Origin of the sequence: Agrococcus sp. DT81.2, from assembly GCF_049844935.1 — a bacterium.
In the GTDB taxonomy this organism is placed as follows: Bacteria; Actinomycetota; Actinomycetes; order Actinomycetales; family Microbacteriaceae; genus Agrococcus.
The window spans coordinates 498,433-522,245 of record NZ_JBNCLZ010000002.1; the positions used below are offsets into that span (position 1 = coordinate 498,433).

A 23,813-nucleotide genomic window follows, 5' to 3' on the forward strand; every position below is an offset into this window, starting at 1 on the left:
GGAACCGATCATGAACGAACGCACCACGCATCAACCGACGGATGAGGTCGCCGTCTTCCTCATCGGCATGCGCTTCAACAAGCCGTGGCGGCCCGACGCCTGGCTGCCGGCCTTCCTCGCGATGCCCCGCATGCTGCGCGAGCTCTCGCAGGACCCCGACGCAGGCATGCTCGGCTTCCGGTTGCTGCTCGGGGAGCGCGGGGTGACGGTCGTGCAATACTGGCGCGACGTCGCGTCGATCTACGCCTACGCGAACGACGGCGGTCGCGAGCACCGCCCTGCGTGGACAGCGTTCTACCGCGCAGCCAAGCGGGTGCCCGGCGCCGTCGGCATCTGGCATGAGACCCTCGAGGTCGCCCGAGCCGAGTCGTTCTACGGCGCGATGCCGCCCACGGGGCTGGCTCGCGCGGTCGGCGTCATCCCGGTCACTGCACGCAACCGCACGGCCAGCGCCCGCATGCGCCCCGCATCCGCACCCTGATCGGCTGCGAGTGCCCTACGCGGTGAACACGGCGTGGGCCTGCGGCAGCCGGCGCCGCCCGCCGAGCTCGGCGAGCTCGAGCACCACGGCGACGCCCGCCACGGTGCCGCCGAGCTGCTCGATGAGGCTGATCGCCGCCACGAGCGTGCCGCCGGTCGCGAGCACGTCATCGACGAGCAGCACGCGTCGCCCGGTGAGGTCGCCGGCCGCCTCGATCGTGGCGATCCCGTACTCGAGCGCGTAGTCGACGGAGGCGGTGGGTCGCGGCGTCTTGCCGGCCTTGCGGATGGGCAGGAGCCCGGTCCGGGTGGACGCGGCGAGCGCCCCGGCCAGCAGGAAGCCGCGCGCCTCGACGCCTGCCACGAGGTCGAACGAGCCCTCGAACGGTGCGGCGAGTGCCTGCGTGACGACCGCGAGCGCATCCGCATCGGTCAGCACCGGGCCGATGTCGCGGAACAGCACGCCCGGAGCCGGGAAGTCGGGCGTGATCGCGATCAGCGACTCGGCTCGCGCGAGCGCTGCGGGGGTGGGCGTCGGCACCCCTTCAGGCTAGTGCGGCCGGTGCGCACAGCGGCCGTAGCGTCACGCCGCACGCGGTCGTAGAGTTCGCGCATGGAACGGGCGCGGGGCACGGGCCGACTCGCGCAGGCCGCCGCCGCCTTCACCAGCAACTGGCGCAACCCCAACCTCCGCCGCGCGCAGCTGAGCTTCCTCGGCGCGTGGACCGCGGAGTGGGCGTTCACCGTCGCCCTGGGGATCGTCGCCTACGCCGACGGCGGTGCGCTCTCGGTCGGCCTGGTGGGCCTGCTCCGCATGGTGCCCTCCGCGATCCTGGCTCCGCTGCTGTCGCCCTTCGCCGACCGGGGGCGACGGGAGCGGGTGCTCGTCGTCGTCTCCGCGCTGCGCGGCGCAGCCACGGGCGCCGCCGCGGTCACGGTGGCCGTCGGCGGATCCACGCTGGTCGTCTACGCGCTCGCGGTGCTCTCCACGATCGCCGCCACGCTCTTCCGCCCGGCGCACTCGGCGCTCCTGCCGACGCTGTGCCGCTCGGGACACGAGCTGACGAGCGCCAACGTCGTGCGGGGCATGCTCGACTCCATCGCGACGCTCGTGGGTCCGCTGCTCGCCGCGGTCCTGCTCGTGTTCGCCGACGTCTCGGTCGTGTTCGCGGTCGCGGCGGCCGCATCGCTCTGGGCGGCGCTGCTGCTGCTGCGGGTCCGCTACGACGCCGCGCCTCGATCGGCGGCGACGCGCGGCTCGGGGTTGATCCGGGAGGCGGCGGAGGGGATCCGAGCGGTCGCGGGACGTCGCGACCTGCAACTCATCCTGGCGCTGGCGGCGGCGCAGTCGCTGACGCGAGGCGCGCTGACGGTGTTCTCCGTCGTCGTGGCGGTCGAGCTGCTCGGCACCGGCGAACCGGGGGTGGGAGCGCTGATGGCGGCGGTCGGCGTGGGCGCGGTCGCCGGCTCGCTCGCCTCGTCGTTCCTCGTCGGGTCGAGGACGCTGGGCGGGTGGTTCGCCGTGGGCGTCGGTCTCTGGGGACTGCCGCTCGCGCTCGTGGGCGTCTTCCCGCACGAGGCGGCCGCGCTCGTGCTGCTCGCGTTCATCGGCGTCGGCAACGCCCTCATCGACGTCGCCGGCTTCACGCTGATCGGCCGGCTGGCGCCTGACGCGGTGCTCGCCCGGGTCTTCGGCGTGCTCGAGAGCCTCGTCGCCGTCTCGATCGGCGCGGGAGCGCTCCTCGCGTCGGCGCTCGTGGAGTGGTTCGGCGTCGAGGCGGCGCTGATCGCGATCGGGCTGCTGTGCCCGGTGCTCGCGGTGATCTCCTGGCGACGGCTGCGCGGTCTCGACCGCACGGTCGGCGACCTCGACGGCGCAATCCAGCTGCTCCAGCGGGTCCCGATGCTCGCGCCCCTGCCGCTGCCGGCCATCGAGCAGCTGGCGCGCGCCCTCGAGACGGTCGAGGTGCCCGCGGGGAGCGCGGTGATCACCGAGGGCGACATCGGCGACCGCTTCTACGTCATCCAGTCGGGCGAGGCGGATGTGCTCGGTGACGGCCGCGTCGTCGCCTCCCTCTCCGTCGGCGAGGGGTTCGGCGAGATCGCGCTGCTCCGCCGCACACTGCGCACCGCCACCGTGCGCGCGAAGACCGCGCTGCTGCTGGGGGCGCTCGATGCGGAGCGGTTCCTGCTCGCCGTCCTCGGCTACACGCCGAGCACGGAGGCGGCGCTCGCTCGCGTCGACGACGAGCTCGACCGCTACGGCCCGAGGGAACCGCTCGACGAGCCGCCCGCGGGCTGACCGCGTCGACGCATCCGCCATTGTGGCGCTCGGCCATCGGTGACATCGTTTCGGAATGACCACCGAGCGAGCGGCCCTGCTGATCGCCGACATCGGCGGCTACACCGACTACATGGGGTCGCATCGCATGACCCTGGCGCACGCCGAGGTCAACACCGGACGGATGCTCGACCGGATCGTCGACGCGGCCCCCGGCTTCGAGCTCATCGAGATCGAGGGTGATGCGGCGTTCCTGACCTGCCGCGTCGGGCGCGACGGCAGGGTCGCGATCGGCGACATCCTGAACGCGGCCGTCGCCATGCATCGGGCATTCCATCGAGAGCGGGAGTACGTCGTCGCAAACCTCTGCCCGTGCGGCGGATGCCGGCAAGCGCGAGACCTGAAGCTGAAGTTCGTGGCGCACGTGGGGGATGTCGCGAGCCAGACCATCCGAGGGCGCAAGAAGCTGGTCGGCATCGACGTGATCCTGGCGCACCGACTGCTGAAGAACTCCGTCCCGATCCCCGAGTACGTGCTCCTCAGCGAGGATCTGTACCGCACCGACGAGGCGTCGGTCCCCGGCCAGGTCGGCGAGATCGCGTCGGATCTGGAGGGGATCGGCGCAGTCCGGGCGTTCTTCGTCGACGTCGCCGACCTCGGCGAACCGCTCCCGGCGTCGGTGCGGCCGTCGTGGTCGACGCGGCTGGGCAGCACCTTCCTGGCCGTCGGGCAGGGCCTCCCCTACATGCTCGGCATGAAGCAGTCTCGCGGCCGCACGCCCGCCGCCCCCTGATCTCAACGTCGCCGGTGGTCGTTCGCCGCGCTATGGCGCGCGAGCTGCCACCCGCGACGTTGAAGGTTCAGCCGGGCAGCACCGCGGCGACGGCGCTCACCTCGACGAGCGCGCCGGGCACGCCGAGCGCCGACACGATCGCCGCCGTGACGAGCGCCGGCTCGCCGTCGGAGGCGAGCTTCTGCGCCACCGCGCCGTAGGCGGCGCCGAGGTCCGCGCCCTCGGCGAGCAGCACCGTCCACTGCACGACATCGGCGAGGGTCGCACCGGCAGCGGCGAGCGCGGTGGCGGCGTTGTCGATCGCGCGGGCCGACTGCTCGGCAGCGTCGCTCGAGACGACCGCGCCGCTCTCGTCGACGCCGTTCTGCCCGCCGACGTAGATCGTCGTCGCCCCAGGCGGCACCACCGCGACGTGGCTGAAGGCGGGGGAGCGGACGAGGCCGTCGGGGCGGAGCCGGGTGATCGCATCCATGCCGACAGCGTGCACCGGGCCGCCCACGGTGTCACCTCCTCTTCTCGATCAGGGGGCGCCTGAAACAAGCGCGGAACATCGCGCCAGTAGGCTCGCGGGCATGGGCGATCTGTTCGACGACTACGACAAGCCCTTCGCGAACCCGCGCAAGCGCGAAGGCACGGCGTGGGATGAGATGTTCGAGAGCAAGGGCAAGGCGCGGGGCCCGTACAAGCCGCTGTACGACGCGCTCACCGAGCTCTCGAAGGACGATCTGCGGGCTCGCGCCGACGCGCTCGCCACCTCGTACCTCGCGCAAGGCGTCACCTTCGACTTCGCGGGCGAGGAGCGGCCGTTCCCGCTCGACGCGGTCCCGCGCATCATCACCGCCGAGGACTGGCGGCACGTCGAGTCGGGCGTGCAGCAGCGCGTCCGCGCGCTCGAGGCGTTCCTCGCCGACATGTACGGTCCGCAGCGGGCGGTCGAGGACGGCATCGTCCCCGCCAAGCTCATCTCCACCTCCAACCACTTCCACCGCCAGGCCGCCGGCGTCGTCGGCGCGAACGGTGTGCGCATCCACGTCTCGGGCATCGACCTGATCCGTGACCAGGAGGGCGAGTGGCGGGTGCTCGAGGACAACGTGCGCGTGCCCTCGGGCGTCAGCTACGTGATCTCGAACCGCCGCATCATCGCGCAGACGCTGCCCGAGATGTTCTCGACGATGCGCGTGCGGCCCGTCGGTGACTACTGCGACAAGCTGCTGCACGCGCTGCGCGCGGCAGCGCCCGCCGGCGTCGACGACCCGCGCGTCGTCGTGCTCACACCCGGCGTCTACAACTCCGCCTACTTCGAGCACACGCTGCTCGCGCGCCTCATGGGCGTCGAGCTCGTCGAGGGCCGCGACCTGTTCACCTCCGGCGGCCGCGTCTACATGCGCACGACCGAAGGCCCCGCGCGCGTCGACGTCATCTACCGCCGCGTCGACGACGACTACCTCGACCCGCTGCAGTTCCGCGCCGACTCGATGCTCGGCAGCCCCGGCCTCATGCTCGCCGCTCGCCTCGGCAACGTCACGATCGCGAACGCGGTCGGCAACGGCATCGCCGACGACAAGCTCGTCTACACATACGTGCCGGAGCTCATCCGCTACTACCTGTCGGAGGAGCCGATCCTCAAGAACGTCGACACGTGGCGACTCGAGGACCCGGGCGCGCTCGAGGAGGTCATCGACCGCCTCCACGAGCTGGTCGTGAAGCCCGTCGACGGCTCCGGCGGCAAGGGCCTCGTCGTCGGTCCCGACGCGACGCCCGAGGAGCTGGAGGCGCTCAAGCAGCGGCTGCTCGAGGACCCGCGCGGCTGGATCGCGCAGCCGGTCGTGCAGCTCTCGACCATCCCGACGCTCGTCGAGGACGGCATGCGTCCGCGGCACGTCGACCTGCGCCCGTTCGCGGTCAATGACGGCAAGGATGTGTGGGTGCTGCCGGGCGGCCTGACCCGCGTCGCGCTCCCCGAGGGCCAGCTCGTCGTGAACTCCTCCCAGGGTGGAGGCTCGAAGGACACCTGGGTGATCGCCGGCGCTCGCGAGCAGCTGCCGCTCATCGACCACGACGCCGAGTTCGGTGCCTCCGGTGAGCCGATGACCAGACCGATGGCGGTCGTGAGCGGCCACGAGCACCCGCAGGACCAGTCGCCGCAGGACGCGCCTCGCGGCCAGGGCGAGCAGCAGCAGCAATCCCAGTCGCAGCGGTCTGGGTCGCGCCGGCAGTCGCAGTCGCAGTCGCAGTCGCAGTCCTCTCCGGCTCGTCGACCAGCCGTCGGCGAAGCCGACCGCTCCACTTCCGCTCGTCGAGTAGCAGTCGGCGAAGCCGACCTCGTATCGAGACGACACCGACCCGACACGGAAGGCACGCAGCCATGATGCTCAGCCGCATCGCCGAGAGCCTGTTCTGGATCGGCCGCTACATCGAGCGGGCCGACGGCACCGCGCGCATCCTCGACGTCTACCTGCAGCTGCTGCTCGAGGACGTCGCGGTCGACGAGGACACCGCCTGCCGCGCCCTGCTGGGCGTCATGGGTCACGACGCCCCGCCGGAGCGCAAGCTCACGCGCGTCGACGTGGTCAACACCCTGGCGACCGACCGCACGCAGCCGGCGTCGATCGCCTACTCGGTGAACGCCGCGCGCGAGAACGCCCGCCGCGCCCGCGAGATCATCTCGACCGAGCTGTGGGAGGTGCTCAACGCCACCTACGCGAACATGCCGCGACGCGTCAACACCGAGCAGGTGCACACGATGTTCGGCTGGGTCCGCGAGCGCGCGGCGCTCGCCGGCGGCATGGCCGACACGACGTCGAGCCGCGATGACGCGTGGAGCTTCCTGAACCTCGGCCGCAACATCGAGCGCGCGGACATGGTCGCGCGCCTGCTCGCGACCCGCGCCCTCACCGAGGCGAGTGGCCCGTCGTGGACGACGATCCTGCGCTCGGTCGGCGCGTACGAGGCGTACCTCCGCACGTACCGCGGGGTGCCGTCGAGCACCAACGCCGCGGAGTTCCTGCTGCTCGACCGGCTGTTCCCTCGCTCGATCCTCTTCTCGATCCGTGGCGCGGAGGACTGCCTGCACGACATCGAGCCGCGCCACGATCGAGTCGGCTACATCGACCCCGCGCAGCGGATGCTGGGACAGATCCGCGCGGAGCTCGAGTTCACGCCGATCCAGCAGATCATCGAGAACCTGCCCGCAGTCATGGACAAGGTCCAGACGACCACGACGGAGGTGTCGCACGCCGTGCGCGAGCGCTACTTCCCGACCCACAACATGCCCGCCTGGACCAGGGAGGCATCGTGAGCCGCATCCGCATCCGTCACACCACCGGCTACCGCTACGAGAAGCCGGCCGTCGCCTCGTACAACGAGTCGCGCATGCTGCCGTCGACCTCCGACGGCCAGTTCGTCATCTACTCGAACCTCGACATCCGCCCCAACACGTCGATCAACACCTACGAGGACTACTGGGGCACCAAGGTCGTCTCGTTCGACGTGCTGGCCCCGCACACCGAGCTGCAGCTCACCGCGACGAGCCTCGTCGAGGTGCGCCCGCGCCTCATCGGCGGGCACGACCTGTCGTGGGACCAGCTCGAGAAGGTGTCGCTGCGCGCGACCCAGTACGTCGAGCAGCTCGGACAGACGGTGCGCACGCGGCCGACGGACGACTTGATCGTCGCGGCAGAGGAGATCAAGGATGCGTCGGCCACGCCGGGCGCCGCAGCCGCGGCCATCTCGCGGATGGTCGGTGAGCAGATGGAGTACATGTCGGGCGTGACGCACGTGCACACGCTCGCCTCCGAGGCGTGGACGAATCGCAAGGGCGTCTGCCAGGACATCGCGCACATCACGATCGGCGCGCTGCGGCACGTCGGCATCCCGGCGCGCTACGTCTCCGGCTACCTGCACCCGCGGCCGAACGCGCAGATCGGTGAGACGATCCGTGGAGAGTCGCACGCGTGGGTGGAGTGGTTCACCGGCGAGTGGAACGCGTGGGACCCGACGAACCTCATCGACATCGGCGAGCGCCACGTCAAGGTGGGCCTTGGCCGCGACTACAACGACGTGCCGCCGCTGCGCGGCGTCTACGCGGGCGCCGGCAAGAGTCAGCTCTTCGTCAGCGTGGAGATCACGAAGGAGTCCTAGCGCCCCTTCCGCTGGTTGAGCCGGTCCGCGCCCTTCCGCTGGTTAGGCCGGTCCCCCCTCCCCGCTGGTTAAGCCGATCCGCCGCTTCCTGCTGGTTGAGCCGGTCCGCGCGCGACGCGCGCTGACCGTGTCGAAACCGACCCGCTCCGCCGAGCGTCGCGCAGCCAAGCAGATCAGCGCGCCGCCGCCGCCTCCCGCTCCGCGATACGCGCCCTCACCTCGGGGCGCCGCAGCGGCGGCACGGTCTGCGGCGGCTGCCGCCGCTCCGGCAGCTCTTCGAGCAGGTGGTGAGTGATGTGCGCGACTTCGGCGACGGCACGCTCGAACGCGTCACGCGTGCGGTCGGTCGGATGCGTGATGCCCGAGACCTTGCGCACGTACTGCCGCGCCGCAGCCTCGATCTCGGCGTCGTTCGCGGCCGGCTCGAGACCGCGGAGCTCGGTGATGTTCCTGCACATGGCGACCACGGTAGATCGCAGGATGCGGGCCCGCCAGGGGTCGGTGGTTTCGACACGGTCAGCGCGCTTCGCGCGCGGACCGGCTCCACCAGCGGGAGGGGCGGAGCGGCTTAACCAGCGGGACGGGCGGGCGGAGCGGCTCGAGCGGCGGGGCAGCGCCTCAGGCGGAGGCGCGCATCTGCGCGGTGATCTCGTCCATGACCCGCATGATCGCGACCGTCTCGTCCAGCGGCATCACGGGACTCTCCAGCTCGCCCGCGGCGATGCGCCGCTCGACCTCCGCCGCCTGGAACTGCATGCCGCGCCCCTGGAGCTCGGGCACGACGGTCTCTTTCTCGAGGGTCGCGCTGCGACGCGTGAACCCGGTCCAGGTGTAAAAGGCTGGGTCGAGCTCGATGACGCCCTGCGTGCCGGCGATCGTCGCGCGATTGGAGCCGAGGGTCTCCATCGAGAACGTGAGGGTCGACATCCGCCCGCCCGCGTGGGTCAGCATCGCGGCGCCTCGGTGGTCGACGCCCGCCGCGTCGACGACGCCGGCGGCGTGGACGCTCGTCACGGGACCGAGGATCGCGCGCGCGAGCGAGACGCAGTAGACGCCGAGGTCGAGCAGCGCGCCGCCACCGAGCGACGGCTCGATCATGCGGCTGCCGGGGGAGAGGTCGAGCATCTGCGAGTGGTCCGCGGTGACGCTGACGAGCTCGCCCAGCTCGCCCGCCGCGATGCGCTCGCGCACCGCTTCCATCGTGGGGAGGAAGCGTGTCCACATCGCCTCCATCACGAACACGCCCTTCGCCCGGGCGGCGTCGACCACCGCCTGCGCGTCGTCGCCCGTGGTCGTGAAGGCCTTCTCGACCAGCAGGTGCTTGCCCGCGTCGATCGCCAGCATCGCGTGCTCGCGGTGCAGCCCGTGCGGCGTCGCGATGTAGACGATGTCCACCTCGGGGTCGGCGACGAGCGCCTCGTAGGTGCCATGGGAGTTGGGGATGCCGTGTGTCTCGGCGAACCGGTCGGCCCGCCCTTGGTCGCGGCTGCCGACCGCGACCAAGCGGTGGCCGCCGACGGCGAGGTCGCGCGCGAATGCTCCGGCGATGCCGCCGGGCCCGAGGATGCCCCAACCGGGCGAGGTGGTCGTCATGCGGCGACTCTAGTCTGGCCGTCTCCGCCGATCGGCGGAGGCGCTGGATACCCGCGCCGCCTAGCGTGAGCCCATGCCCGAGGATGCGCGCCGCAGCAAGTACATCGGAGTCGGACTCGCCATGGGCGCGGGCATCGGCGCCGCGCTCGGCGCAGCGTTCGACAACCTCGCGATGTTCATGGGCGTCGGCATCGCGCTCGGATTGGCGCTCGGTGCCGCCTTCGCTTCTCGCGCCGACGAGGACGAGTCGGCCGAGTAGTCAGCCGCAGCCGGCCGCGCTCGGATTAGCCATGCAGTCGCCGTTCGTCAGCACCGTGTCGACCTCGAAGACCTTCACGCCGACGCTCGGCGCGTCGACCGGCAGCGTGCCGGGCACGGCGAACCAGCCGCCGCCCGCGTCGACCTCGGCGGTGAAGACGACGGTGAGGGATGCCGTGACGTCGCTCCGCTCGGCGTACACGTGGCTGGTGGCGGTCTCGGTCCACGACTCCTCGGTGCCGCGCCAGGCGGTGCCGGATGCCTCGGTCGACTCGGTCGTGCCGTCGCCGTAATCGAAGACGTAGGACGACGGCGTCCAGCGCACCTCGATCGGCATGTCGAACAGCTCGCCCGCCATCGTGTGCGCCTCGGCGGTCGCATAGAAGTTCGTCGGCGTGCCGACCACGCCCCAGCCGTCGGGCTCGACGACGAGCTCGCCGACGATGGGCCGGAACTGCGCGAGGTCGTTGATGGTGATGGCTGGCACGGCTGCAGACACTGGTGCAGCACCGGGCCCGGAGGCCAAGAGCACAGCGCAGCGCTCGAGCCCGGGCACAGCCGCCGCCATGCACGTCTCGTAGAGCGACTGTAGGTGTGCGTCCCACAAGGCTTCCCAATCGATTGGGACGCCACCGGAGGCGCCCTGCGCGCCAGAACCCATCCGCTCACCGGCCAGTTGCAGGGCAGCGTCTTCAAACTCAGAGACGATCTCTGCGCCGTCGGGCGGGGATGCAACGCCGAAGGGGCCGAGCGGTGCGACGCTCGCCATAGCAAGCGCAAGCGCTAGAAGTCGCACGGGTTCACCGGATCGCTCGCGTCAAGCTCGGACTCGCCGGCAACGACGTAGTCAGAGCCGCTTTCGCTCCGCACCAGCTCGACAACAGACCCGCGCTCGTCAGGTCGATCCGGCGGCGTGAGGTCGACTCCTTCGTCACCGACGTAACGCTCGCCTGTCAAGTCCATACACACTGCGACCTTCAAAAGCGCGGGGGCTGCGGTGAAATCTGAAACCTCGAAGGCGGTCGTCACGCGATCGCCTTCGGTGTGCAAGCGGCGCTCGGCGGCATCCTCGAAGTTCGCAAGCAGGCCGGCGGCGACCTCAGGGCTCGCCACCTCCAGAAGTCCCTCGGAAGTAGCGGACGTGGGTTCGGCACCGTACTCCGTCAAACGTTGACGGTATGCGTCCCAGGCGGCGCGCGCGCTCGCCAGCAACTGTGACTCATCGGGAGTCGGGACAACGCTCTGACTTGCCGTTGGCTGCGTCGTCTCCGTCGGCTCCGGCGGCGTGCACCCGACCAGCACCATCGATGCCCCCACGACGAGCGCGGCGCCTAGTGCGAGCCTCCGGAGCATGGCGGCAGGGTACGTCACGCAGCGCGCCCGCGGTCAGCCCTCTCCACAAGGCGAATCGCCGACGGCGCTTGACGAGCACCATAACGACGTTCTACTGTCAACAGTAGGACAGCGATCCGGATCCGCCCACTGCAAAGGAGCAGACATGAACCTCTACACGCTGCTGCGACGTCGAGCTGACGAGGCAGGGCCCATCCGGGTCGGCGTCATCGGCGCCGGCAAGTTCGCGTCGATGTTCCTCACGCAGGCCTCCGTGACGCCGGAATTCCATGTGGTCGGCGTCGCCGACATCAACGTGCCGAAGGCGAAGGACGCGCTGCACCGCACCGGCTGGAGCGCCGATCGCTACGCCGCCACCACCCTCGACGAGGCGGCCCGCACAGGACTGACCGCGGTCATCGACGACTCGATGGCGCTCATCCGCCACCCCGCGGTCGAGGTCATCCTCGAGATCACCGGCAACCCGATCGTCGGCACCGACCACGCGGTCGCCGCGATCGACAACGGCAAGCACGTGATCATGGTCAACGTCGAGGCCGACTGCATGGTCGGCCCGCTGCTCCAGCGCCGCGCTGCCGCCGCCGGCGTCGTCTACTCGATGGCGTACGGCGACCAGCCCGCCCTCATCTCCGAGCTCGTCGACTGGTGCCGCACCGTCGGCTTCGACGTCGTCGCGGCAGGCAAGGGCACGAAGTACCTGCCCGAGTACCACTACTCCACCCCCGACACCGTCTGGGACTACTACGGCTTCACCGACGAGCAGTTGGCCTCGGGCGACTTCAACCCGAAGATGTTCAACTCGTTCCTCGACGGCACCAAGTCGGCGATCGAGATGGCAGCGGTCGCCAACGGCACCGGTCTCGAGCCGCAGCTCGACGGGCTCGCATTCCCGCCGGCTGGCGTCGACGATCTGCCGCACGTCTTCCGCGAGCGCGCCGTCGGCGGCTCCCTCGACCGCCGTGGCACTGTCGAGATCGCCTCGAGCCTGCACCGCGACGGCTCCGAGGTCGAGCGCGACCTGCGCTGGGGCGTCTACGTCACCTTCGAGGCGAAGACCGACTACGCCGTGCAGTGCTTCGCCGAGTACGGCGTGAAGACCGACGAGACGGGCCGCTACGGCTCGCTCTACCGGCCGTACCACATGATCGGCCTCGAGCTCGGGGTCTCGATCGCGAGCGCGGTGCTCCGCGGGGAGGCCACGGGCGCCCCGACCGGCTTCCGCGGCGACGTCGTGACGACCGCCAAGCGCGACCTCAAGGCCGGCGAGACGCTCGACGGCGAGGGCGGCTTCACGGTCTTCGGCAAGCTGCGTCCCGCCAGCTTCTCGCTCGAGCAGGAGGCGCTCCCGCTCGGTCTCGCGCACGGCGCGAAGCTCATTCGCGACGTCCCGAAGGACCGCTCCGTCAGCTGGAACGACGTCGATGCGGATGCGTCGCTGGCGGCCGTGCGGTTCCGTCGCGAGCTCGAGGCGGAGTTCCGCGCCGAGCGCGGCGTCACGGTTCCATAACGCCGACGTTTGACTGTTGACAGTAGAACGCGAACAGTATTCACTCATCCCAGAGGCTGGACGATCCGGCCGCATCGCAAAGGAGCGACTCGATGAAGAGAGCGATCAGCCGGGTGCTCTCCGGCCTGGACCTCGTCTTGCAAGTGGTGTGCGTCGCCCTGCTGGCCGTCGTCATCATCGCGGTCATGTGGCAGGTGCTCGCCCGCTACGTGACGCAGGAGTCATCGGCCTGGACGGCGGAGCTCGGCTCCTACGCCTTCGTCTGGCTCGCCATGCTGGCGATCGCCCTCGGCGTGCGCCGCGGCCGACACATGGTGCTCGACATCTGGGAGTACGTGAAGTACCGCCGTTGGCTCTCACGCACCATCGACACGGTCGCCACCCTCATCGTCGCCTTCGTGCTGGTGCTGCTGTTCTGGTTCGGCATCGAGGGCCTCGGCGCCTCGTGGAGCCGCACGGCGCCGGGCCTCGACATCTCGACCGGCTGGGTGGCGCTCGCGGTGCCCGTCGGCGCAGCGATCGCATTCATCTTCGTGGTCGAGGCGTGGTGGCTGAACTTCCTCGCCGGCAAGGACGAGGACCCGCTCAACGCACCGCTCATCTACCAGCCGGAAGACCTGATCATCGTCAAGGGAGAGGTGTGATGGGCCCCACCATCTTGTCGACCTTCGGCGCAGCGATGCTGCTGCGCGTGCCGGTCGGATTCGCACTCGCCGCAGCTTCGTTCATCGCCATCTGGCTGACGACCGACGCTCCGCTGTCGGTCGGCGCCCAGCGGCTCGTCGCGGGCATGACGCCGTTCCCCCTCCTGGCGATCCCGCTGTTCGTGCTCGCCGGTGCGGTCATGAACGAGGGCGGCATGACGAAGCGGATGCTCGACCTGGCCGACTCGCTCGTCGGCGGCATGCGGGCAGGCATCGCGCAGACCACCGTGCTCTCGTCGCTGCTGTTCGGCGGCATCTCGGGCTCCGCCGTGGCGAGCATCTCGAGCCTCGGCCGCATCCTCATCCCTGCGATGAAGCAGCGCGAGTACAAGCCGGCCTACGCATCCGCAGTCATGGCAGCCGCCCCGGTCGTCGACCCCATCATGCCGCCGTCGATCACGATGATCGTCTACGGCGTCGTGAGCGGCACCTCGATCGGCGCGCTCTTCTTCGCCGGCATCGTGCCCGCATTCCTCTACGTCGCCATCCTCATGCTCGTCGTGCACTTCACATCGAAGTGGCTCGGCTTCACCGACAAGGCGATTGCCGACGCGAAGGCGCTGAACCGGCCGATCGGCACGATCGCCAAGGAGGACCGGCCGCCGTTCCTCTCGTCGCTCTGGAAGGCGACGCCGGCGCTGCTGCTGCCGCTCATCATCCTCGGCGGCATCCGCTTCGGTTGGTTCACGCCCACGGAGGCCGCGGCCGTCGCCGTCGTCTACGCGCTGCTCGTCGGCATCTTCGTCTACCGCGAGCTGACGTGGAAGAAGTTCCTGTTCGGGATGGCCGACTCAGCCCTCATCGTCGGCCTCATCATGCTCGTGCTCGCCGCCGCGCAGATCTACTCGTGGGCGCTCACGCTCGGCCTCGTGCCGCAGCAGGCCGCCGAAGCGATCTTCGGCATCACCAGCAACCCGATCATCCTGCTGCTGCTCATCAACGCCGTCTTGCTCGTCACCGGCATGTTCATCGAGGCGAACGCCGCGCTGATCATCCTCACGCCGATCCTGCTGCCGGTCGCGACCGCCGCCGGCATCGACCCGGTCCACCTCGGCATCATCATCGTCGTCAACCTCAGCATCGGACTGCTGACCCCGCCCGTCGGCATCGGCTTGATGCTCGCGGCCGAGATCGGCAAGGTCTCGATGGTCCGCGCGGTGAAGGCCGTCGTGCCCTTCCTGCTCGCCGGACTCCTCTTCCTGCTGCTCATCACGTTCGTGCCCGAGATCTCGCTCTGGCTCCCGAACCTGCTGCTGCAGTGAGCCGATCCATCCCCAACACCCGACCCCACATCCATCAAGCAAGGAGCATCATGCACCAGCGCACCATCCTCCGCAGCGTCGCGGTGGGAGCGATCGCACTCATCGCCCTCACCGGCTGCCGCCCGAGCGACTCCGCCCCGGCATCGACGGGAAGCGAGGGCGGCGACGCCGCCGCCGCCCCGCTCACCCTGGTCCTCGGCCACGCGGGCAGCGACACGGACGCCCGCCAGGTCGCGTCCGAGCGCTTCGCCGAGCTCGTCTCGGAGGCCTCCGACGGCAACATCACGGTCGAGGTGCACCCCGCCTCGACGCTCGGCACCTGGGAGGAGATGATCGAGGGCCTCCAGCTTGGCTCGATCGACATCGTCATCGAGAGCCTCCTCTCGCTCGAGTCGTACACGGACCTCGCGAGCGTCGAGACGGCGCCCTTCCTCTACGAGGACTACGAGCAGTTCGAGAGCGTCTGGTCAGGCGAGCTCGGCACCGAGATCAAGGATGCGGTCAGCGAGGCGTCCGGCTACGAGCCGCTCGGCAACCTGTACCGCGGACCGCGCGTGCTCACCACGAGCGAGCCGGTCGACTCGATCGACGACGTGCAGGGCCTGACGATCCGCACGCCCAGTGCCCCGACGATGCTCCAGACATGGGAGGCCATCGGCGCTCGCGCCGAGGCGCTGCCCTTCAACGAGGTCTACTCGGCGCTCGAGTCGGGCGTGATCGACGGTCAGGAGAACCCGGTCGACGCGATCCTGTTCAACTCGATCCACGAGGTGAACCCGTATATCGCCGAGACCAACCACATGTACGCGAACTACCACTTCATCCTGTGGGAGGACGCCCTGACGGGTCTGCCCGAGTCGCAGCAGGAGATCATCCGCACGGCCGCCGAGCAGGTGGGTGAGGAGTACACCGAGACCACCATCACCCAGTCGGAGGACTACCGCGCCCAGCTCGAGGAGGGCGGCGCGACGTTCACCGAGGTGACCGACCGCGACGCATGGGTCGAGGCGACGCAGCCCGTCGTCGAGGGCCTGCCCGAGCAGGTGCAGACCTGGGTCGAGCAGATCCGAGGCATGTGATCCACGGCGGGGCCCCGTCCGCGGGGCCCCGTCGCCACCCCGGCCACCCGGCCACCCCACGACCCGGCCGCACCGAGCACCCAGGCGGTGCGGCACCCCGCCCAGCCCACGCATCCCCCATCTCAGGAGTTGAGACCCCATGAACCTGCACGAGCTGCTCAAGGAGCGCGAAGCACAGGGCCAGCCGATCCGTGTCGGCCTGATCGGCTCCGGCCGATTCGGCACGATGTACCTGTCGCAGGCCCGCAACATCCCCGGCGTCCGCGTGCTCGCGATCGCCGACATCAACACCGCCCGCGCTCGCGAGTCCCTCGCCCGCGTCGGCTGGCCCGAGGGCGACATCGTCGACTCGGTCGATGACCTCACCGACGGCAAGACGGCGGTGATCGCGAACGCGATGGACCTGTTCCGCACCGACGTCGACGTGATCGTCGAGGCGACCGGCAACCCGATCGTCGGCATCAAGCACGCGCTCGCGGCCTTCGACGCCGGCAAGCACGTGATGATGGTGACGGTCGAGGCCGACGCGCTCGCCGGTCCCGCGCTCGCCAAGCGCGCGAAGGAGGCCGGGCTCGTCTACTCGATGGCGTTCGGCGACCAGCCCGCCCTCATCTGGGAGCTCGTCGACTGGGCCCGCACGAGCGGCTTCGACGTCGTCTGCGCCGGCAAGGGCGCGAAGTACCTGCCCGGCTACAACCAGATGAACCCCGACAACGTGTGGGACCACTGGGAGTTCTCGGACGAGCTCAAGCAGTCCGGCCAGCTCAACCCCTACATGCACACGTCGTTCCGCGACGGTACGAAGGCCGCGATCGAGATGGCCGCCGTCGCCAACGCCGCGGGGCTCGTGCCCGGCGACGCGGGCCTCAGCTTCACGCCCGGCAACCTCGAGGAGATCGCCACGGTCTGCCGCCCCGAGTCGGCCGGCGGCGTGCTCTCGCACGAGGGCACGGTCGACGTGATGTCGAGCTACACCCGCGAGGGCGACTGGATCCCCCACAACACCCAGGAGGGCGTGTTCGTGGTCGTGAAGGCGACCAACGACTACGTCTCCGAGTGCTTCCAGGAGTACCCGTGGCACCCGGACCCGAGCGGGCAGTACGCGGCGCTCTACCGCCCGTACCACTACGTCGGGCTCGAGCTCAACGTCTCGATCGCGAACGCGGTGCTGCGCGGGGTGGCGACCGGCACGGCCGTCGGGTTCACGGCGGATGTGGTGGCGACGGCCAAGAAGGACCTGGCCGCCGGTGACACGCTCGACGGCGAGGGCGGCTTCGCGGTCTACGGCAAGCTCGTCTCGGCCCGCACCTCGGTCGCCGAGGGCTACCTGCCCGTCGCGCTCGCGCACCACGTGCCGCTCAAGAACGACGTCAAGCAGGGCGAGAGCGTGCGCTGGGACGACGTCGAGATCGACGACTCGCTCGCACAGGCCATCGAGCTGCGCCGCGAGACCGAGGCGCTCGCGGCAGCCGCCGCGCGGTGATCCGAGTCCCATGAGCCGCTCGCTGAGCATCCTCGGGCTCGGCGCCATGGGCCTGCCGATGGCGCGCAGGCTCGCGGCGCGCGGCGCGCTGACGGTCTGGAACCGCAGCGCGTCGCGCGCCGAGGCGCTGCGCGACGAGGGGCTCGACGTGACGGTCGCGGCGACGCCCGCGGCCGCGGCGACCGAGGTGGTGCTCACGGCGCTCCCCGACCTGCCCCAGGTGCGCGAGCTGCTCGTCGGCGACGACGGACTGCTCGCCGGCTGGCGGGCGGCCGACGTCGAGCGCCCCATGCTCGTCGTGCACGGCACCGTCTCACCGGTCGCGGTGCGGGCGCTCGCCGACGAGCTCGCCGCCGAGGGCATCGAGGTCATCGACGCCCCGATGTCGGGCGGCGTGCTCGGCGCGGCCGAGGGCCGCATCAGCTTCTTCGTCGGCGGCACCGAACCGCAGGTCGCGGAGCTCGCCGAGCTGCTCGCCCCGTGCGCATCCCGGGTGACGCGGATGGGCGCGACCGGCACGGGCGCGATGGCGAAGCTGTGCAACCAGCTGGTCGTCGCCGAGACGATCACCGCGCTGTCCGAGGCCTTCGCGCTCGCCCGCGCGAGCGGCATCGACCCGGAGGCGCTCGCCGACGCGCTCGGCTCCGGGCTGGCGTCGAGCGAGGTGCTGCGGCAGAAGCGGCACCACTGGATCACCGAGTCGTTCGAGCCGGGCGGCACGATCGACTACCAGGTGAAGGACCTGCGCTTCGCGCGCGAGGCCGCCGACGATGCGGGACTGCGGCTCGACGCCGCCCGCACGGCCCTCGCACTGTTCGAAGCCGCATCCGCCGCGGGCGACGGCGGTCTCGACCACTCCGGCATCTACAGGACCGTCAGCCGCAGCGCTGGCACAGCACAGAAGGAGCAACTATGAGCGCAGCCGAGTCTCACACACCCGCCACTGACGCGCCCGTCGTCGTCACCGCGATCTTCCGACCCGTCGAGGGCAAGCGCGAGGAGGTGCTCGCCGCGATGCAGCGCGTCATCCCGCGCGTGCACGCCGAGGAGGGCTGCAACCTCTACGCCATCAACGAGGCGGAGGACGGCACGATCGCGATGATCGAGCACTGGGACTCGGCCGAGCTGCTCGACGCGCACGGAGCCGCCGAGCCGGTCGCCGACTTCAACGCCGAGCTCGAGGGCCTGCTCGCGAGCCCCGTCGAGGTGACCCGCTACACCCCGATCCCCATCGGCGATGCCCGCAAGGGTGTCGTGCTGCCATGAGCTCGCCCCACGGGGGAGCGCCGTCGGCGACCCTGCCCCGCCGGCTCGGGTGCTCGACGATCTCGTTCCAGCACTTGACGCTCGACGAGGCGCTCGTCGAGATCGAGCGGCTCGGCTTCACCGAGATCGACCTCGGCGCCCTGCCCGGCGTCTGCGACCACGTGCCGTTCGAGCTCGACGACGCCGCCATCGCGAAGGTCGCGTCGACGCTCGCCACGCGCCACCTGCGGGTGCGCAGCGTGAACGGCGACGTCGGCGACTTCAACGACCCCGGTGCCGACATCGACGCGCAGGCCGACCACGTCGAGCGACTCGTGCGGCTCACTGCAGCGATCGGCGCGGATGCGCTCGTGCTGCCGTGCGGCTCCCTCGGGCACGAGCCCATCGTCGACCTCGACTCCGACCTCGACCGGGTCGCGACCGCGCTCGCCCGCGCCGCCGCCACCGCTTCCGCCCACGGCGTCGAGCTCTGGGTGGAGTCGCTCCACTTCCTCCGCCTGTGCTTCGACCGCGCCCGCGCCGACGCGCTGCACGCGCGGCTCGAGGGCAGCGGTGTGCGCCCGATCCTCGACGTCGCGCACGTCGTCGCTGCCGACGACGACCTCGTCGACACCATCCGCGCTTGGCGCGACGGCATCGCTCACGTGCACCTGCGGGATGCCGTGCCGGGCGAGTTCAGCCGCGCGATCGGCTCCGGCGACGTCGACTTCGCCGCCGCCCTCCGTGCGCTCGACGAGGTCGGCTTCGCCGGCGGCTTCGCGCTCGAGCTGCCCTCGCGCGCCTACGTCGACGGCGCGACCGGCGCCATGGGTGACGACGCCCGCGCCGCTCGCGTCGAGGCGATCCGCGACGCCGCGGCCCGCATCGCGCCGCTCGTCGCGGGACTCGGCGACCCCACCGACCCGACCCATCCGTCTCGGAACACCCAAGGAGCATCATGACCAGCACCGAGCGCACCGCCGTCGTCACCGGCGCCGCCTCCGAGCGCGGCATCGGCATGACCGTCGCCGACCGCTACGCCCGCGACGGCTGGGCGATCGCCATCCTCGACCTCGACGGCGACCGCGCCGCGCAGGTCGCCGCCGAGATCGCCGAGCGGCACGGCGTGCCGGCGTTCGGCACCTCCGTGAACGTCGCCGACGAGGCATCCGTCGCCGCCGCCCACACGGCCGTGCAGGCCGAGGTCGACGCCGGCCGCCTGCCGACCGTCGGCGCGCTCGCGAACATCGCCGGCATCACCTCGCCGGTGCCGTTCCTCGAGACCACGCTCGAGCTGTGGAACAAGGTCATGGCCGTCAACGCGACGGGCACCTACCTCGTCACGAAGGCGTTCCTGCCGGGCATGCTCGACGCCGGCTGGGGGCGCATCGTCAACATGTCGTCGGTCTCCGCGCAGCGCGGCGGCGGCGTGTTCGGCAAGGTGCCGTACTCGGCGGCGAAGGCGGCGATCCTCGGCTTCACGAAGGCGCTCGCGCGCGAGATCGCCGCCTCGGGCGTGACCGTGAACTCCGTCACGCCGGGCGCCGTCGACACGAACATCCGCGTCGGCGCGACGCCGGAGTCGGAGGCGAAGCTCGCCGCCGACATCCCCATCGGCCGCGTCGCGACCACCGAGGAGATCGCGGCCGTCTTCGCGTTCCTCTCGAGCGACGACGCCGCCTACCTGCAGGGCACGAACATCGACATCAACGGCGCAAGCCACCTCCACTGAGCGCGAGCCGCGCTCACCGACCCCCGGTGCGCCGGGACAGAAGGAAGGAATGCTCGGTACCGTGGGCAACATGGCCATCGAAGCGCAGTTCCGATCCCTCGGATCGATCGAGCGCGTCACGCGGCGGGAGCTGATCCTCGACCGGCTGCGCTCCGCCGTCAGCACGGGCGAGCTCGCGCCCGGCACCCATCTCGCCGAGACCGAGCTGAGCGCGTCGCTCGGCGTCTCGCGGGGCACGCTTCGTGAGGCGCTGCGGCACCTCGAGGAGGAGGGCCTGCTGTCGAAGGATTCGCGCGGCCGGCTCTCGGTGCGCGTCGTCACGCCGGCAGAGGTCCGCGAGATCTTCGACGTGCGGTTCGCGCTCGAGTCGGCGGCGGCCGAGGTGGTCTGCCAGCGCGACGACCTCGACGAGGTGGTGCCGCAGCTGCGCGAGGCGCTCGCGCGCATGGAGGAGAGCGAGCGGGGCACGATCGCCGAGCAGGTCGCGGCCGACCTCGCCTTCCACGAGGCGATCTGCATGGCGAGCGGCAACCAGACGCTCGTCGAGTCGTGGCGCCGCGTGAGCGGGCTCGCACGTGCCGTCATCACCGCCGCAGGGCAGGAGACCGCGATCGCCAACATGTCGGCCGCGCGCCATGCGCCCATCGTCGACGCGATAGCGAGCGGCGACGCCGACCTCGCTCGCGGCGTGCTGCGCGCGCACAACACCTCGGCGCGCGACGTCATCGCGGCGCGCATGGAAGCGGCACTGGCGCGCTGACCGCGCGACTCGACGCTCGGCACAGACCGGAAGGCATCCCATGACCACCGATCCCACTGTCGTCTTCGTCGGACTCGGCGCCATCGGCACCCCGATGTCGCAGCGCATCGCGGCAGCCGGCTTCGCCGTCACCGGCGTCGACCCCTTCGAAGCCGCGCGAGCGCGCGCCGCCGAGGCCGGCATCGCGGCTGTCGCGTCGATCGCCGAGGCGCCCGCCGACGGCACGGTCGTCGTGATGGTCGCGACGCCCGACCAGCTCGACGAGCTCGTCGCCCAGGCGATCGAGACGCGCGTCGCTGCCGACCGGACGTGGGTCGTCATGTCGACCGTCGGTCCGGATGCCGTGCGTCGGGCAGGCGAGCAGCTCGCGGCCGCCGGTGGTCGAGTCGTCGACGCCCCGGTGACCGGCGGCGTCGCTCGGGCCACGACCGGTGAGCTGATCATCTTCGCCTCGGGCGCTGCCGCCGACCTCGCCGCCGTCGCCGACGCACTGCGCCCGCTCGGCACCGCGCGCATCGTCGGCGAGGAGCTCGGCCAGGGCCAGGCCATCAAGGTCGTCAACCAGCACCTGTGCTCGGTGCACATCGTCGCCGCCGCCGAGGCCCTCGCGCTCGGCGAGGCGCTCGGGCTCGACAAGGCCGACGTGCTCGACCTCGTCGGCGGCGGAGCCGCCGGCAGCTGGATGCTCAGCGACCGCGGCCCCCGCATGCTGCTCGACACCGACGCCCCGGTCCTGAGCACGGTCGGCATCTTCGTGAAGGACTCCGGCCTCGTCGCCGAGGCGGCCGCGAACGTCGGCGCCGACGTGCCCGTGCTCGCCGCGGCGCGCGAGCGCTTCCTGCTCGCCGCCTCCGTCGGCCTCGAGCGCCGCGACGACAGCCGCGTGATCGAGACCTACCTGGGCTGAGTCCGCGCATTCGGGGGACAGATCCGGTGTCCTCCGCGCATTGCTCGGCCGAATTCCAAGATGGCACTTGCATTCCGCTGTGAACGCGGTATACGTTCTCTCCTGCGAACTCCCGCACGTCGAGAAAGGAGGAGCTCGTGTTCATGACTCACAAGACCCAGATCACTGGAGCCCTCCTGCCCGGCGGGATCCGCTAGCGCGGAGCGCAAGGGCCATCGGCCTGCCTCACCAGGCACCGCGTTGGCCAGGCCACAGCAGGCATCTGAGCCCTGCGCCTCCCTTCACCGCACGCTGAGCAGCGACCGCTGCGCCGGCCGCGTCCATCGCGACCGAGCCTGCCCGGTCGTCGCATTCCGGCGCATCCGCACCATTTCGGTGCATTCGATCGCGCTAATTCCACGCAATTCCTCCAGCGATATCGCATGCCCATTCCAGGGGCGATATCGCCATGCCAGAAAGCAGAACCACCATGTCAACGCTGACGCTCTCGCTGCCGGCTCCTCGCCGGCTCGCGCTGCGTGCATCCCGACTGCTGGAGCGCTGGGCCATGCGGCCCGACGTCTCCGCGCACCAGCGCCGCGAGTCCGCGGCCTACGAGCAGGCCGTCGCCGCTCGTGACCGCTTCTCGATGGATGCACTCGCTCGCACCCTGCTGTCGTGACGGCATCACCAGCGGGGCCGTTCCCACCGGAACGGCCCCGCTTCGCGTTGCCGTGGCGCCTTCAGTACCGGCCCTCCGCTGTGCCGGATACCTTGGCACGGTGGCCCGCCCCGACGATCCGCGCGACCAGGCGCACGACGACGCCGTCGAAGGCGACGGCGCGTCGACCTCGGATGCGCGCGCTGATGGCGAGAGCGGCCTGCCGATGATGGCATCGGTCGCCCCCGACGCGAAGGCTGCGGCGGAGGTCGCGAAGCGCTCGGTCGCGCGAGCGCTTCCGCTGTTTCGTATAGCGATCGCGGTGCGCGCCGCCCTCGCCGCGATGGGCGCGTGGTTGGTGGCGAACCAGCTGGGCCCGGAGCTCGCCGACTACGCGTACGCCGCACCGCTCGGCGCCTTCGTCGCCACTGGCACCACGATCTTCACGGTCGCGCGCACGGCGCTCACGCAGGCGGTCGGCATGACGGTCGGTGCGCTGGTCGGCATGGGCCTGCTCGCGGTCGAGTGGCCGGGCTTCGTCAAGATCGGCCTGATCGCCGGTGTCGGGGTGCTGATGCAAGGCATCCCGCGGTTCGGTCAGGCGGCGACGGTGGTGCCGGTCGTCGCAGTGCTCGTGATCATCTTCGGCGGCGTCGACGCCGAGGGGTACGCGATCGGCTACGTCGGGCAGTTCGTGGTCGGCATGGCGCTCGGCGTACTCGTCAACGCCGTCGCGCTGCCGCCGCTCTACGACCGCGAGACGCGGCAGCGCATCCACGAGACCGTCGCCGACCTGGCCGAGCGCACCGGGGTGCTGGCCGAGACCTTGCGCGGAGACTGGCCGCCCGAGCGCGAGGACTGGGCGAGCTGGGGACCCGAGCTGCGAGACCGGGTGGCCGCGCTCGACGGCCAGGTCGACGAGGCGCGCGACGCGCGGCGCTTCAACCTGCGGATGCTGTGGCACCGTCACGACCTCGACGTCGACGAGCAGGCGGTGAGCGCCCTCCGCTCGGTGGTGCAGCGCATGGACGACGTGCTCGACGCGCTCGCCGCCACCGCTTGGGATCGGCCGATCGCGATCACGCTCGAGCGCGACGAGCGGCAGCTCGCCGCCGACGCGGTCGAGGCGCTCGGTGCGCACCTGCAGGCGTGGCATGACCGCGAGGGGATGGATGCGGCGTCGACCGCGTCGCAGGACGCCATCGACGCGCTCTACCGGCGCTCGATCGAGCACGACGAGCCGGAGTCGGGCGTCGCGACGGTCGTCTTCGCGCTGCGCGCGATGCGCGAGCGGGTCGACTGGGCGGCGGCCGCAGAGAACGCCGAGCACGCGTAGCCCTCGCTGATCGAGCCGCCTGCGCCTCCTTCCCGTTGGTCGAGCCGCTCCGCGCGCGCAGCGCGCTGAGCGTGTCGAGACCGAGCGGCGGTCGAACTGGTTTCGACACGCTCAGCGCCTTCGGCGCGGAGCGGCTCAACCGCGGAGGTGGGGTCGAGCCGGTCGGCGCGGCTGCGCCCCTTCCCGTTGGTCGAGCCGCTCCGCGCGCGCAGCGCGCTGAGCGTGTCGAGACCGAGCGGCCCCCTCACGCGCGAAGCGGG

At 71.0% G+C, this 23,813-nt stretch carries 26 protein-coding genes; 20 read left to right on the top strand and 6 right to left on the bottom strand.

The window, feature by feature from the left end; all coding sequences use genetic code 11:
* Window positions 1–10 precede the first annotated feature (10 nt).
* Window positions 11–481: a DUF4188 domain-containing protein gene (locus ACLQ21_RS05725; RefSeq protein WP_425662283.1), complete on the top strand. Its 471-nt coding sequence runs from the start codon at window positions 11–13 to the stop codon at window positions 479–481.
* Between the two features lie 15 nt (window positions 482–496).
* Here the strand turns inward: ACLQ21_RS05725 and ACLQ21_RS05730 are convergent, their stop codons facing one another.
* Entirely contained in the window at window positions 497–1,021 is a 525-nt protein-coding gene (locus ACLQ21_RS05730) for an adenine phosphoribosyltransferase (RefSeq protein ID WP_425662284.1), read from the bottom strand.
* Window positions 1,022–1,093: 72 nt separating this feature from the next.
* Between ACLQ21_RS05730 and ACLQ21_RS05735 the strand changes: the two genes are divergently transcribed.
* A complete protein-coding gene (locus ACLQ21_RS05735) occupies window positions 1,094–2,782 on the top strand; it encodes an MFS transporter (RefSeq protein ID WP_425662285.1) in 1,689 nt (562 codons plus the stop codon).
* A 55-nt stretch (window positions 2,783–2,837) separates the two neighbouring features.
* Window positions 2,838–3,554: a DUF2652 domain-containing protein gene (locus ACLQ21_RS05740; RefSeq protein ID WP_425662286.1), complete on the top strand. Its 717-nt coding sequence runs from the start codon at window positions 2,838–2,840 to the stop codon at window positions 3,552–3,554.
* A 67-nt stretch (window positions 3,555–3,621) separates the two neighbouring features.
* Here ACLQ21_RS05740 and ACLQ21_RS05745 read toward each other — a convergent pair whose 3' ends face one another.
* Window positions 3,622–4,026 carry a RidA family protein gene (locus ACLQ21_RS05745; protein WP_425662287.1) on the bottom strand — a complete coding sequence of 135 codons (405 nt, stop codon included), beginning with the start codon at window positions 4,024–4,026 and terminating at the stop codon, window positions 3,622–3,624.
* Between the two features lie 100 nt (window positions 4,027–4,126).
* On the opposite strand from ACLQ21_RS05745, the gene ACLQ21_RS05750 reads away from it, so the two are divergent.
* The 3 genes from ACLQ21_RS05750 to ACLQ21_RS05760 are packed head-to-tail and all read left to right on the top strand — an operon-like array spanning window position 4,127 to window position 7,694.
* Window positions 4,127–5,923, top strand: coding sequence for a circularly permuted type 2 ATP-grasp protein (locus ACLQ21_RS05750; RefSeq protein WP_425662288.1), 1,797 nt, complete (start codon window positions 4,127–4,129; stop codon window positions 5,921–5,923).
* Window positions 5,923–6,852, top strand: coding sequence for an alpha-E domain-containing protein (locus ACLQ21_RS05755; RefSeq protein WP_425662420.1), 930 nt, complete (start codon window positions 5,923–5,925; stop codon window positions 6,850–6,852). Before ACLQ21_RS05750 ends, ACLQ21_RS05755 begins: the two co-directional genes overlap by 1 nt.
* The gene (locus ACLQ21_RS05760; RefSeq protein WP_425662289.1) at window positions 6,849–7,694 is read left to right on the top strand and encodes a transglutaminase family protein; all 846 of its coding nucleotides are present in this window, start codon (window positions 6,849–6,851) and stop codon (window positions 7,692–7,694) included. The genes ACLQ21_RS05755 and ACLQ21_RS05760 overlap by 4 nt, the downstream gene beginning before the upstream one ends.
* Window positions 7,695–7,867: 173 nt before the next feature.
* Here the strand turns inward: ACLQ21_RS05760 and ACLQ21_RS05765 are convergent, their stop codons facing one another.
* Together ACLQ21_RS05765 and ACLQ21_RS05770 are read right to left on the bottom strand one after the other, a co-directional pair.
* Window positions 7,868–8,152: a DUF2277 domain-containing protein gene (locus ACLQ21_RS05765; protein WP_425662290.1), complete on the bottom strand. Its 285-nt coding sequence runs from the start codon at window positions 8,150–8,152 to the stop codon at window positions 7,868–7,870.
* A 160-nt stretch (window positions 8,153–8,312) separates the two neighbouring features.
* Window positions 8,313–9,287, bottom strand: a complete 975-nt coding sequence (locus ACLQ21_RS05770; RefSeq protein WP_425662291.1) for a Gfo/Idh/MocA family protein — start codon at window positions 9,285–9,287, stop codon at window positions 8,313–8,315.
* A 73-nt stretch (window positions 9,288–9,360) separates the two neighbouring features.
* Between ACLQ21_RS05770 and ACLQ21_RS05775 the strand changes: the two genes are divergently transcribed.
* Complete coding sequence (locus tag ACLQ21_RS05775; RefSeq protein ID WP_425662292.1) at window positions 9,361–9,546, top strand: hypothetical protein; 186 nt, start codon at window positions 9,361–9,363, stop codon at window positions 9,544–9,546.
* Here the strand turns inward: ACLQ21_RS05775 and ACLQ21_RS05780 are convergent, their stop codons facing one another.
* Together ACLQ21_RS05780 and ACLQ21_RS05785 are read right to left on the bottom strand one after the other, a co-directional pair.
* A complete protein-coding gene (locus tag ACLQ21_RS05780) occupies window positions 9,547–10,032 on the bottom strand; it encodes a PKD domain-containing protein (RefSeq protein ID WP_425662293.1) in 486 nt (161 codons plus the stop codon). It abuts the gene before it with no gap.
* A gap of 296 nt (window positions 10,033–10,328) precedes the next feature.
* Complete coding sequence (locus ACLQ21_RS05785) at window positions 10,329–10,898, bottom strand: hypothetical protein (protein ID WP_425662294.1); 570 nt, start codon at window positions 10,896–10,898, stop codon at window positions 10,329–10,331.
* Window positions 10,899–11,043: 145 nt separating this feature from the next.
* Between ACLQ21_RS05785 and ACLQ21_RS05790 the strand changes: the two genes are divergently transcribed.
* The 13 genes from ACLQ21_RS05790 to ACLQ21_RS05850 all read left to right on the top strand — a co-directional run bounded on the left by ACLQ21_RS05790 (window position 11,044) and on the right by ACLQ21_RS05850 (window position 23,553).
* Entirely contained in the window at window positions 11,044–12,405 is a 1,362-nt protein-coding gene (locus tag ACLQ21_RS05790; RefSeq protein ID WP_425662295.1) for an NAD(P)H-dependent oxidoreductase, read from the top strand.
* A 92-nt stretch (window positions 12,406–12,497) separates the two neighbouring features.
* Complete coding sequence (locus ACLQ21_RS05795) at window positions 12,498–13,049, top strand: TRAP transporter small permease (protein WP_425662296.1); 552 nt, start codon at window positions 12,498–12,500, stop codon at window positions 13,047–13,049.
* On the top strand, window positions 13,049–14,371 hold the full coding sequence (locus ACLQ21_RS05800; RefSeq protein WP_425662297.1) for a TRAP transporter large permease: 1,323 nt from the start codon (window positions 13,049–13,051) through the stop codon (window positions 14,369–14,371). Before ACLQ21_RS05795 ends, ACLQ21_RS05800 begins: the two co-directional genes overlap by 1 nt.
* A 50-nt stretch (window positions 14,372–14,421) precedes the next feature.
* Complete coding sequence (locus ACLQ21_RS05805; RefSeq protein ID WP_425662298.1) at window positions 14,422–15,450, top strand: TRAP transporter substrate-binding protein; 1,029 nt, start codon at window positions 14,422–14,424, stop codon at window positions 15,448–15,450.
* Window positions 15,451–15,589: 139 nt separating this feature from the next.
* A complete protein-coding gene (locus tag ACLQ21_RS05810; protein ID WP_425662299.1) occupies window positions 15,590–16,933 on the top strand; it encodes an NAD(P)H-dependent oxidoreductase in 1,344 nt (447 codons plus the stop codon).
* 10 nt (window positions 16,934–16,943) lie between these two features.
* Entirely contained in the window at window positions 16,944–17,849 is a 906-nt protein-coding gene (locus ACLQ21_RS05815) for an NAD(P)-dependent oxidoreductase (protein WP_425662300.1), read from the top strand.
* Complete coding sequence (locus ACLQ21_RS05820) at window positions 17,846–18,199, top strand: putative quinol monooxygenase (RefSeq protein ID WP_425662301.1); 354 nt, start codon at window positions 17,846–17,848, stop codon at window positions 18,197–18,199. The genes ACLQ21_RS05815 and ACLQ21_RS05820 overlap by 4 nt, the downstream gene beginning before the upstream one ends.
* Entirely contained in the window at window positions 18,196–19,140 is a 945-nt protein-coding gene (locus tag ACLQ21_RS05825; protein WP_425662302.1) for a sugar phosphate isomerase/epimerase family protein, read from the top strand. The genes ACLQ21_RS05820 and ACLQ21_RS05825 overlap by 4 nt, the downstream gene beginning before the upstream one ends.
* A complete protein-coding gene (locus ACLQ21_RS05830) occupies window positions 19,137–19,910 on the top strand; it encodes an SDR family NAD(P)-dependent oxidoreductase (RefSeq protein WP_425662303.1) in 774 nt (257 codons plus the stop codon). The genes ACLQ21_RS05825 and ACLQ21_RS05830 overlap by 4 nt, the downstream gene beginning before the upstream one ends.
* A 70-nt stretch (window positions 19,911–19,980) precedes the next feature.
* On the top strand, window positions 19,981–20,670 hold the full coding sequence (locus ACLQ21_RS05835) for a GntR family transcriptional regulator (protein ID WP_425662304.1): 690 nt from the start codon (window positions 19,981–19,983) through the stop codon (window positions 20,668–20,670).
* 40 nt (window positions 20,671–20,710) lie between these two features.
* Window positions 20,711–21,577 carry an NAD(P)-dependent oxidoreductase gene (locus tag ACLQ21_RS05840; RefSeq protein WP_425662305.1) on the top strand — a complete coding sequence of 289 codons (867 nt, stop codon included), beginning with the start codon at window positions 20,711–20,713 and terminating at the stop codon, window positions 21,575–21,577.
* A 469-nt stretch (window positions 21,578–22,046) separates the two neighbouring features.
* Window positions 22,047–22,238 (top strand): hypothetical protein, encoded by a 192-nt coding sequence (locus ACLQ21_RS05845; protein ID WP_425662306.1) that lies wholly within the window; start codon window positions 22,047–22,049, stop codon window positions 22,236–22,238.
* Window positions 22,239–22,338: 100 nt separating this feature from the next.
* Window positions 22,339–23,553 (top strand): FUSC family protein, encoded by a 1,215-nt coding sequence (locus tag ACLQ21_RS05850; protein ID WP_425662307.1) that lies wholly within the window; start codon window positions 22,339–22,341, stop codon window positions 23,551–23,553.
* Window positions 23,554–23,813: the final 260 nt, after the last annotated feature.

Bases quoted from the DNA above. Each gene is read 5' to 3' on its own strand.
- ACLQ21_RS05725 (WP_425662283.1), top strand. From the start codon at position 11: ATGAACGAACGCACCACGCATCAACCGACGGATGAGGTCGCCGTCTTC.
- ACLQ21_RS05735 (WP_425662285.1), top strand. From the start codon at position 1,094: ATGGAACGGGCGCGGGGCACGGGCCGACTCGCGCAGGCCGCCGCCGCC.
- ACLQ21_RS05740 (WP_425662286.1), top strand. From the start codon at position 2,838: ATGACCACCGAGCGAGCGGCCCTGCTGATCGCCGACATCGGCGGCTAC.
- ACLQ21_RS05745 (WP_425662287.1), bottom strand. From the start codon at position 4,026: ATGGATGCGATCACCCGGCTCCGCCCCGACGGCCTCGTCCGCTCCCCC.
- ACLQ21_RS05750 (WP_425662288.1), top strand. From the start codon at position 4,127: ATGGGCGATCTGTTCGACGACTACGACAAGCCCTTCGCGAACCCGCGC.
- ACLQ21_RS05755 (WP_425662420.1), top strand. From the start codon at position 5,923: ATGCTCAGCCGCATCGCCGAGAGCCTGTTCTGGATCGGCCGCTACATC.
- ACLQ21_RS05765 (WP_425662290.1), bottom strand. From the start codon at position 8,152: ATGTGCAGGAACATCACCGAGCTCCGCGGTCTCGAGCCGGCCGCGAAC.
- ACLQ21_RS05770 (WP_425662291.1), bottom strand. From the start codon at position 9,287: ATGACGACCACCTCGCCCGGTTGGGGCATCCTCGGGCCCGGCGGCATC.
- ACLQ21_RS05775 (WP_425662292.1), top strand. From the start codon at position 9,361: ATGCCCGAGGATGCGCGCCGCAGCAAGTACATCGGAGTCGGACTCGCC.
- ACLQ21_RS05785 (WP_425662294.1), bottom strand. From the start codon at position 10,898: ATGCTCCGGAGGCTCGCACTAGGCGCCGCGCTCGTCGTGGGGGCATCG.
- ACLQ21_RS05790 (WP_425662295.1), top strand. From the start codon at position 11,044: ATGAACCTCTACACGCTGCTGCGACGTCGAGCTGACGAGGCAGGGCCC.
- ACLQ21_RS05795 (WP_425662296.1), top strand. From the start codon at position 12,498: ATGAAGAGAGCGATCAGCCGGGTGCTCTCCGGCCTGGACCTCGTCTTG.
- ACLQ21_RS05800 (WP_425662297.1), top strand. From the start codon at position 13,049: ATGGGCCCCACCATCTTGTCGACCTTCGGCGCAGCGATGCTGCTGCGC.
- ACLQ21_RS05805 (WP_425662298.1), top strand. From the start codon at position 14,422: ATGCACCAGCGCACCATCCTCCGCAGCGTCGCGGTGGGAGCGATCGCA.
- ACLQ21_RS05810 (WP_425662299.1), top strand. From the start codon at position 15,590: ATGAACCTGCACGAGCTGCTCAAGGAGCGCGAAGCACAGGGCCAGCCG.
- ACLQ21_RS05815 (WP_425662300.1), top strand. From the start codon at position 16,944: ATGAGCCGCTCGCTGAGCATCCTCGGGCTCGGCGCCATGGGCCTGCCG.
- ACLQ21_RS05820 (WP_425662301.1), top strand. From the start codon at position 17,846: ATGAGCGCAGCCGAGTCTCACACACCCGCCACTGACGCGCCCGTCGTC.
- ACLQ21_RS05825 (WP_425662302.1), top strand. From the start codon at position 18,196: ATGAGCTCGCCCCACGGGGGAGCGCCGTCGGCGACCCTGCCCCGCCGG.
- ACLQ21_RS05830 (WP_425662303.1), top strand. From the start codon at position 19,137: ATGACCAGCACCGAGCGCACCGCCGTCGTCACCGGCGCCGCCTCCGAG.
- ACLQ21_RS05835 (WP_425662304.1), top strand. From the start codon at position 19,981: ATGGCCATCGAAGCGCAGTTCCGATCCCTCGGATCGATCGAGCGCGTC.
- ACLQ21_RS05840 (WP_425662305.1), top strand. From the start codon at position 20,711: ATGACCACCGATCCCACTGTCGTCTTCGTCGGACTCGGCGCCATCGGC.
- ACLQ21_RS05845 (WP_425662306.1), top strand. From the start codon at position 22,047: ATGTCAACGCTGACGCTCTCGCTGCCGGCTCCTCGCCGGCTCGCGCTG.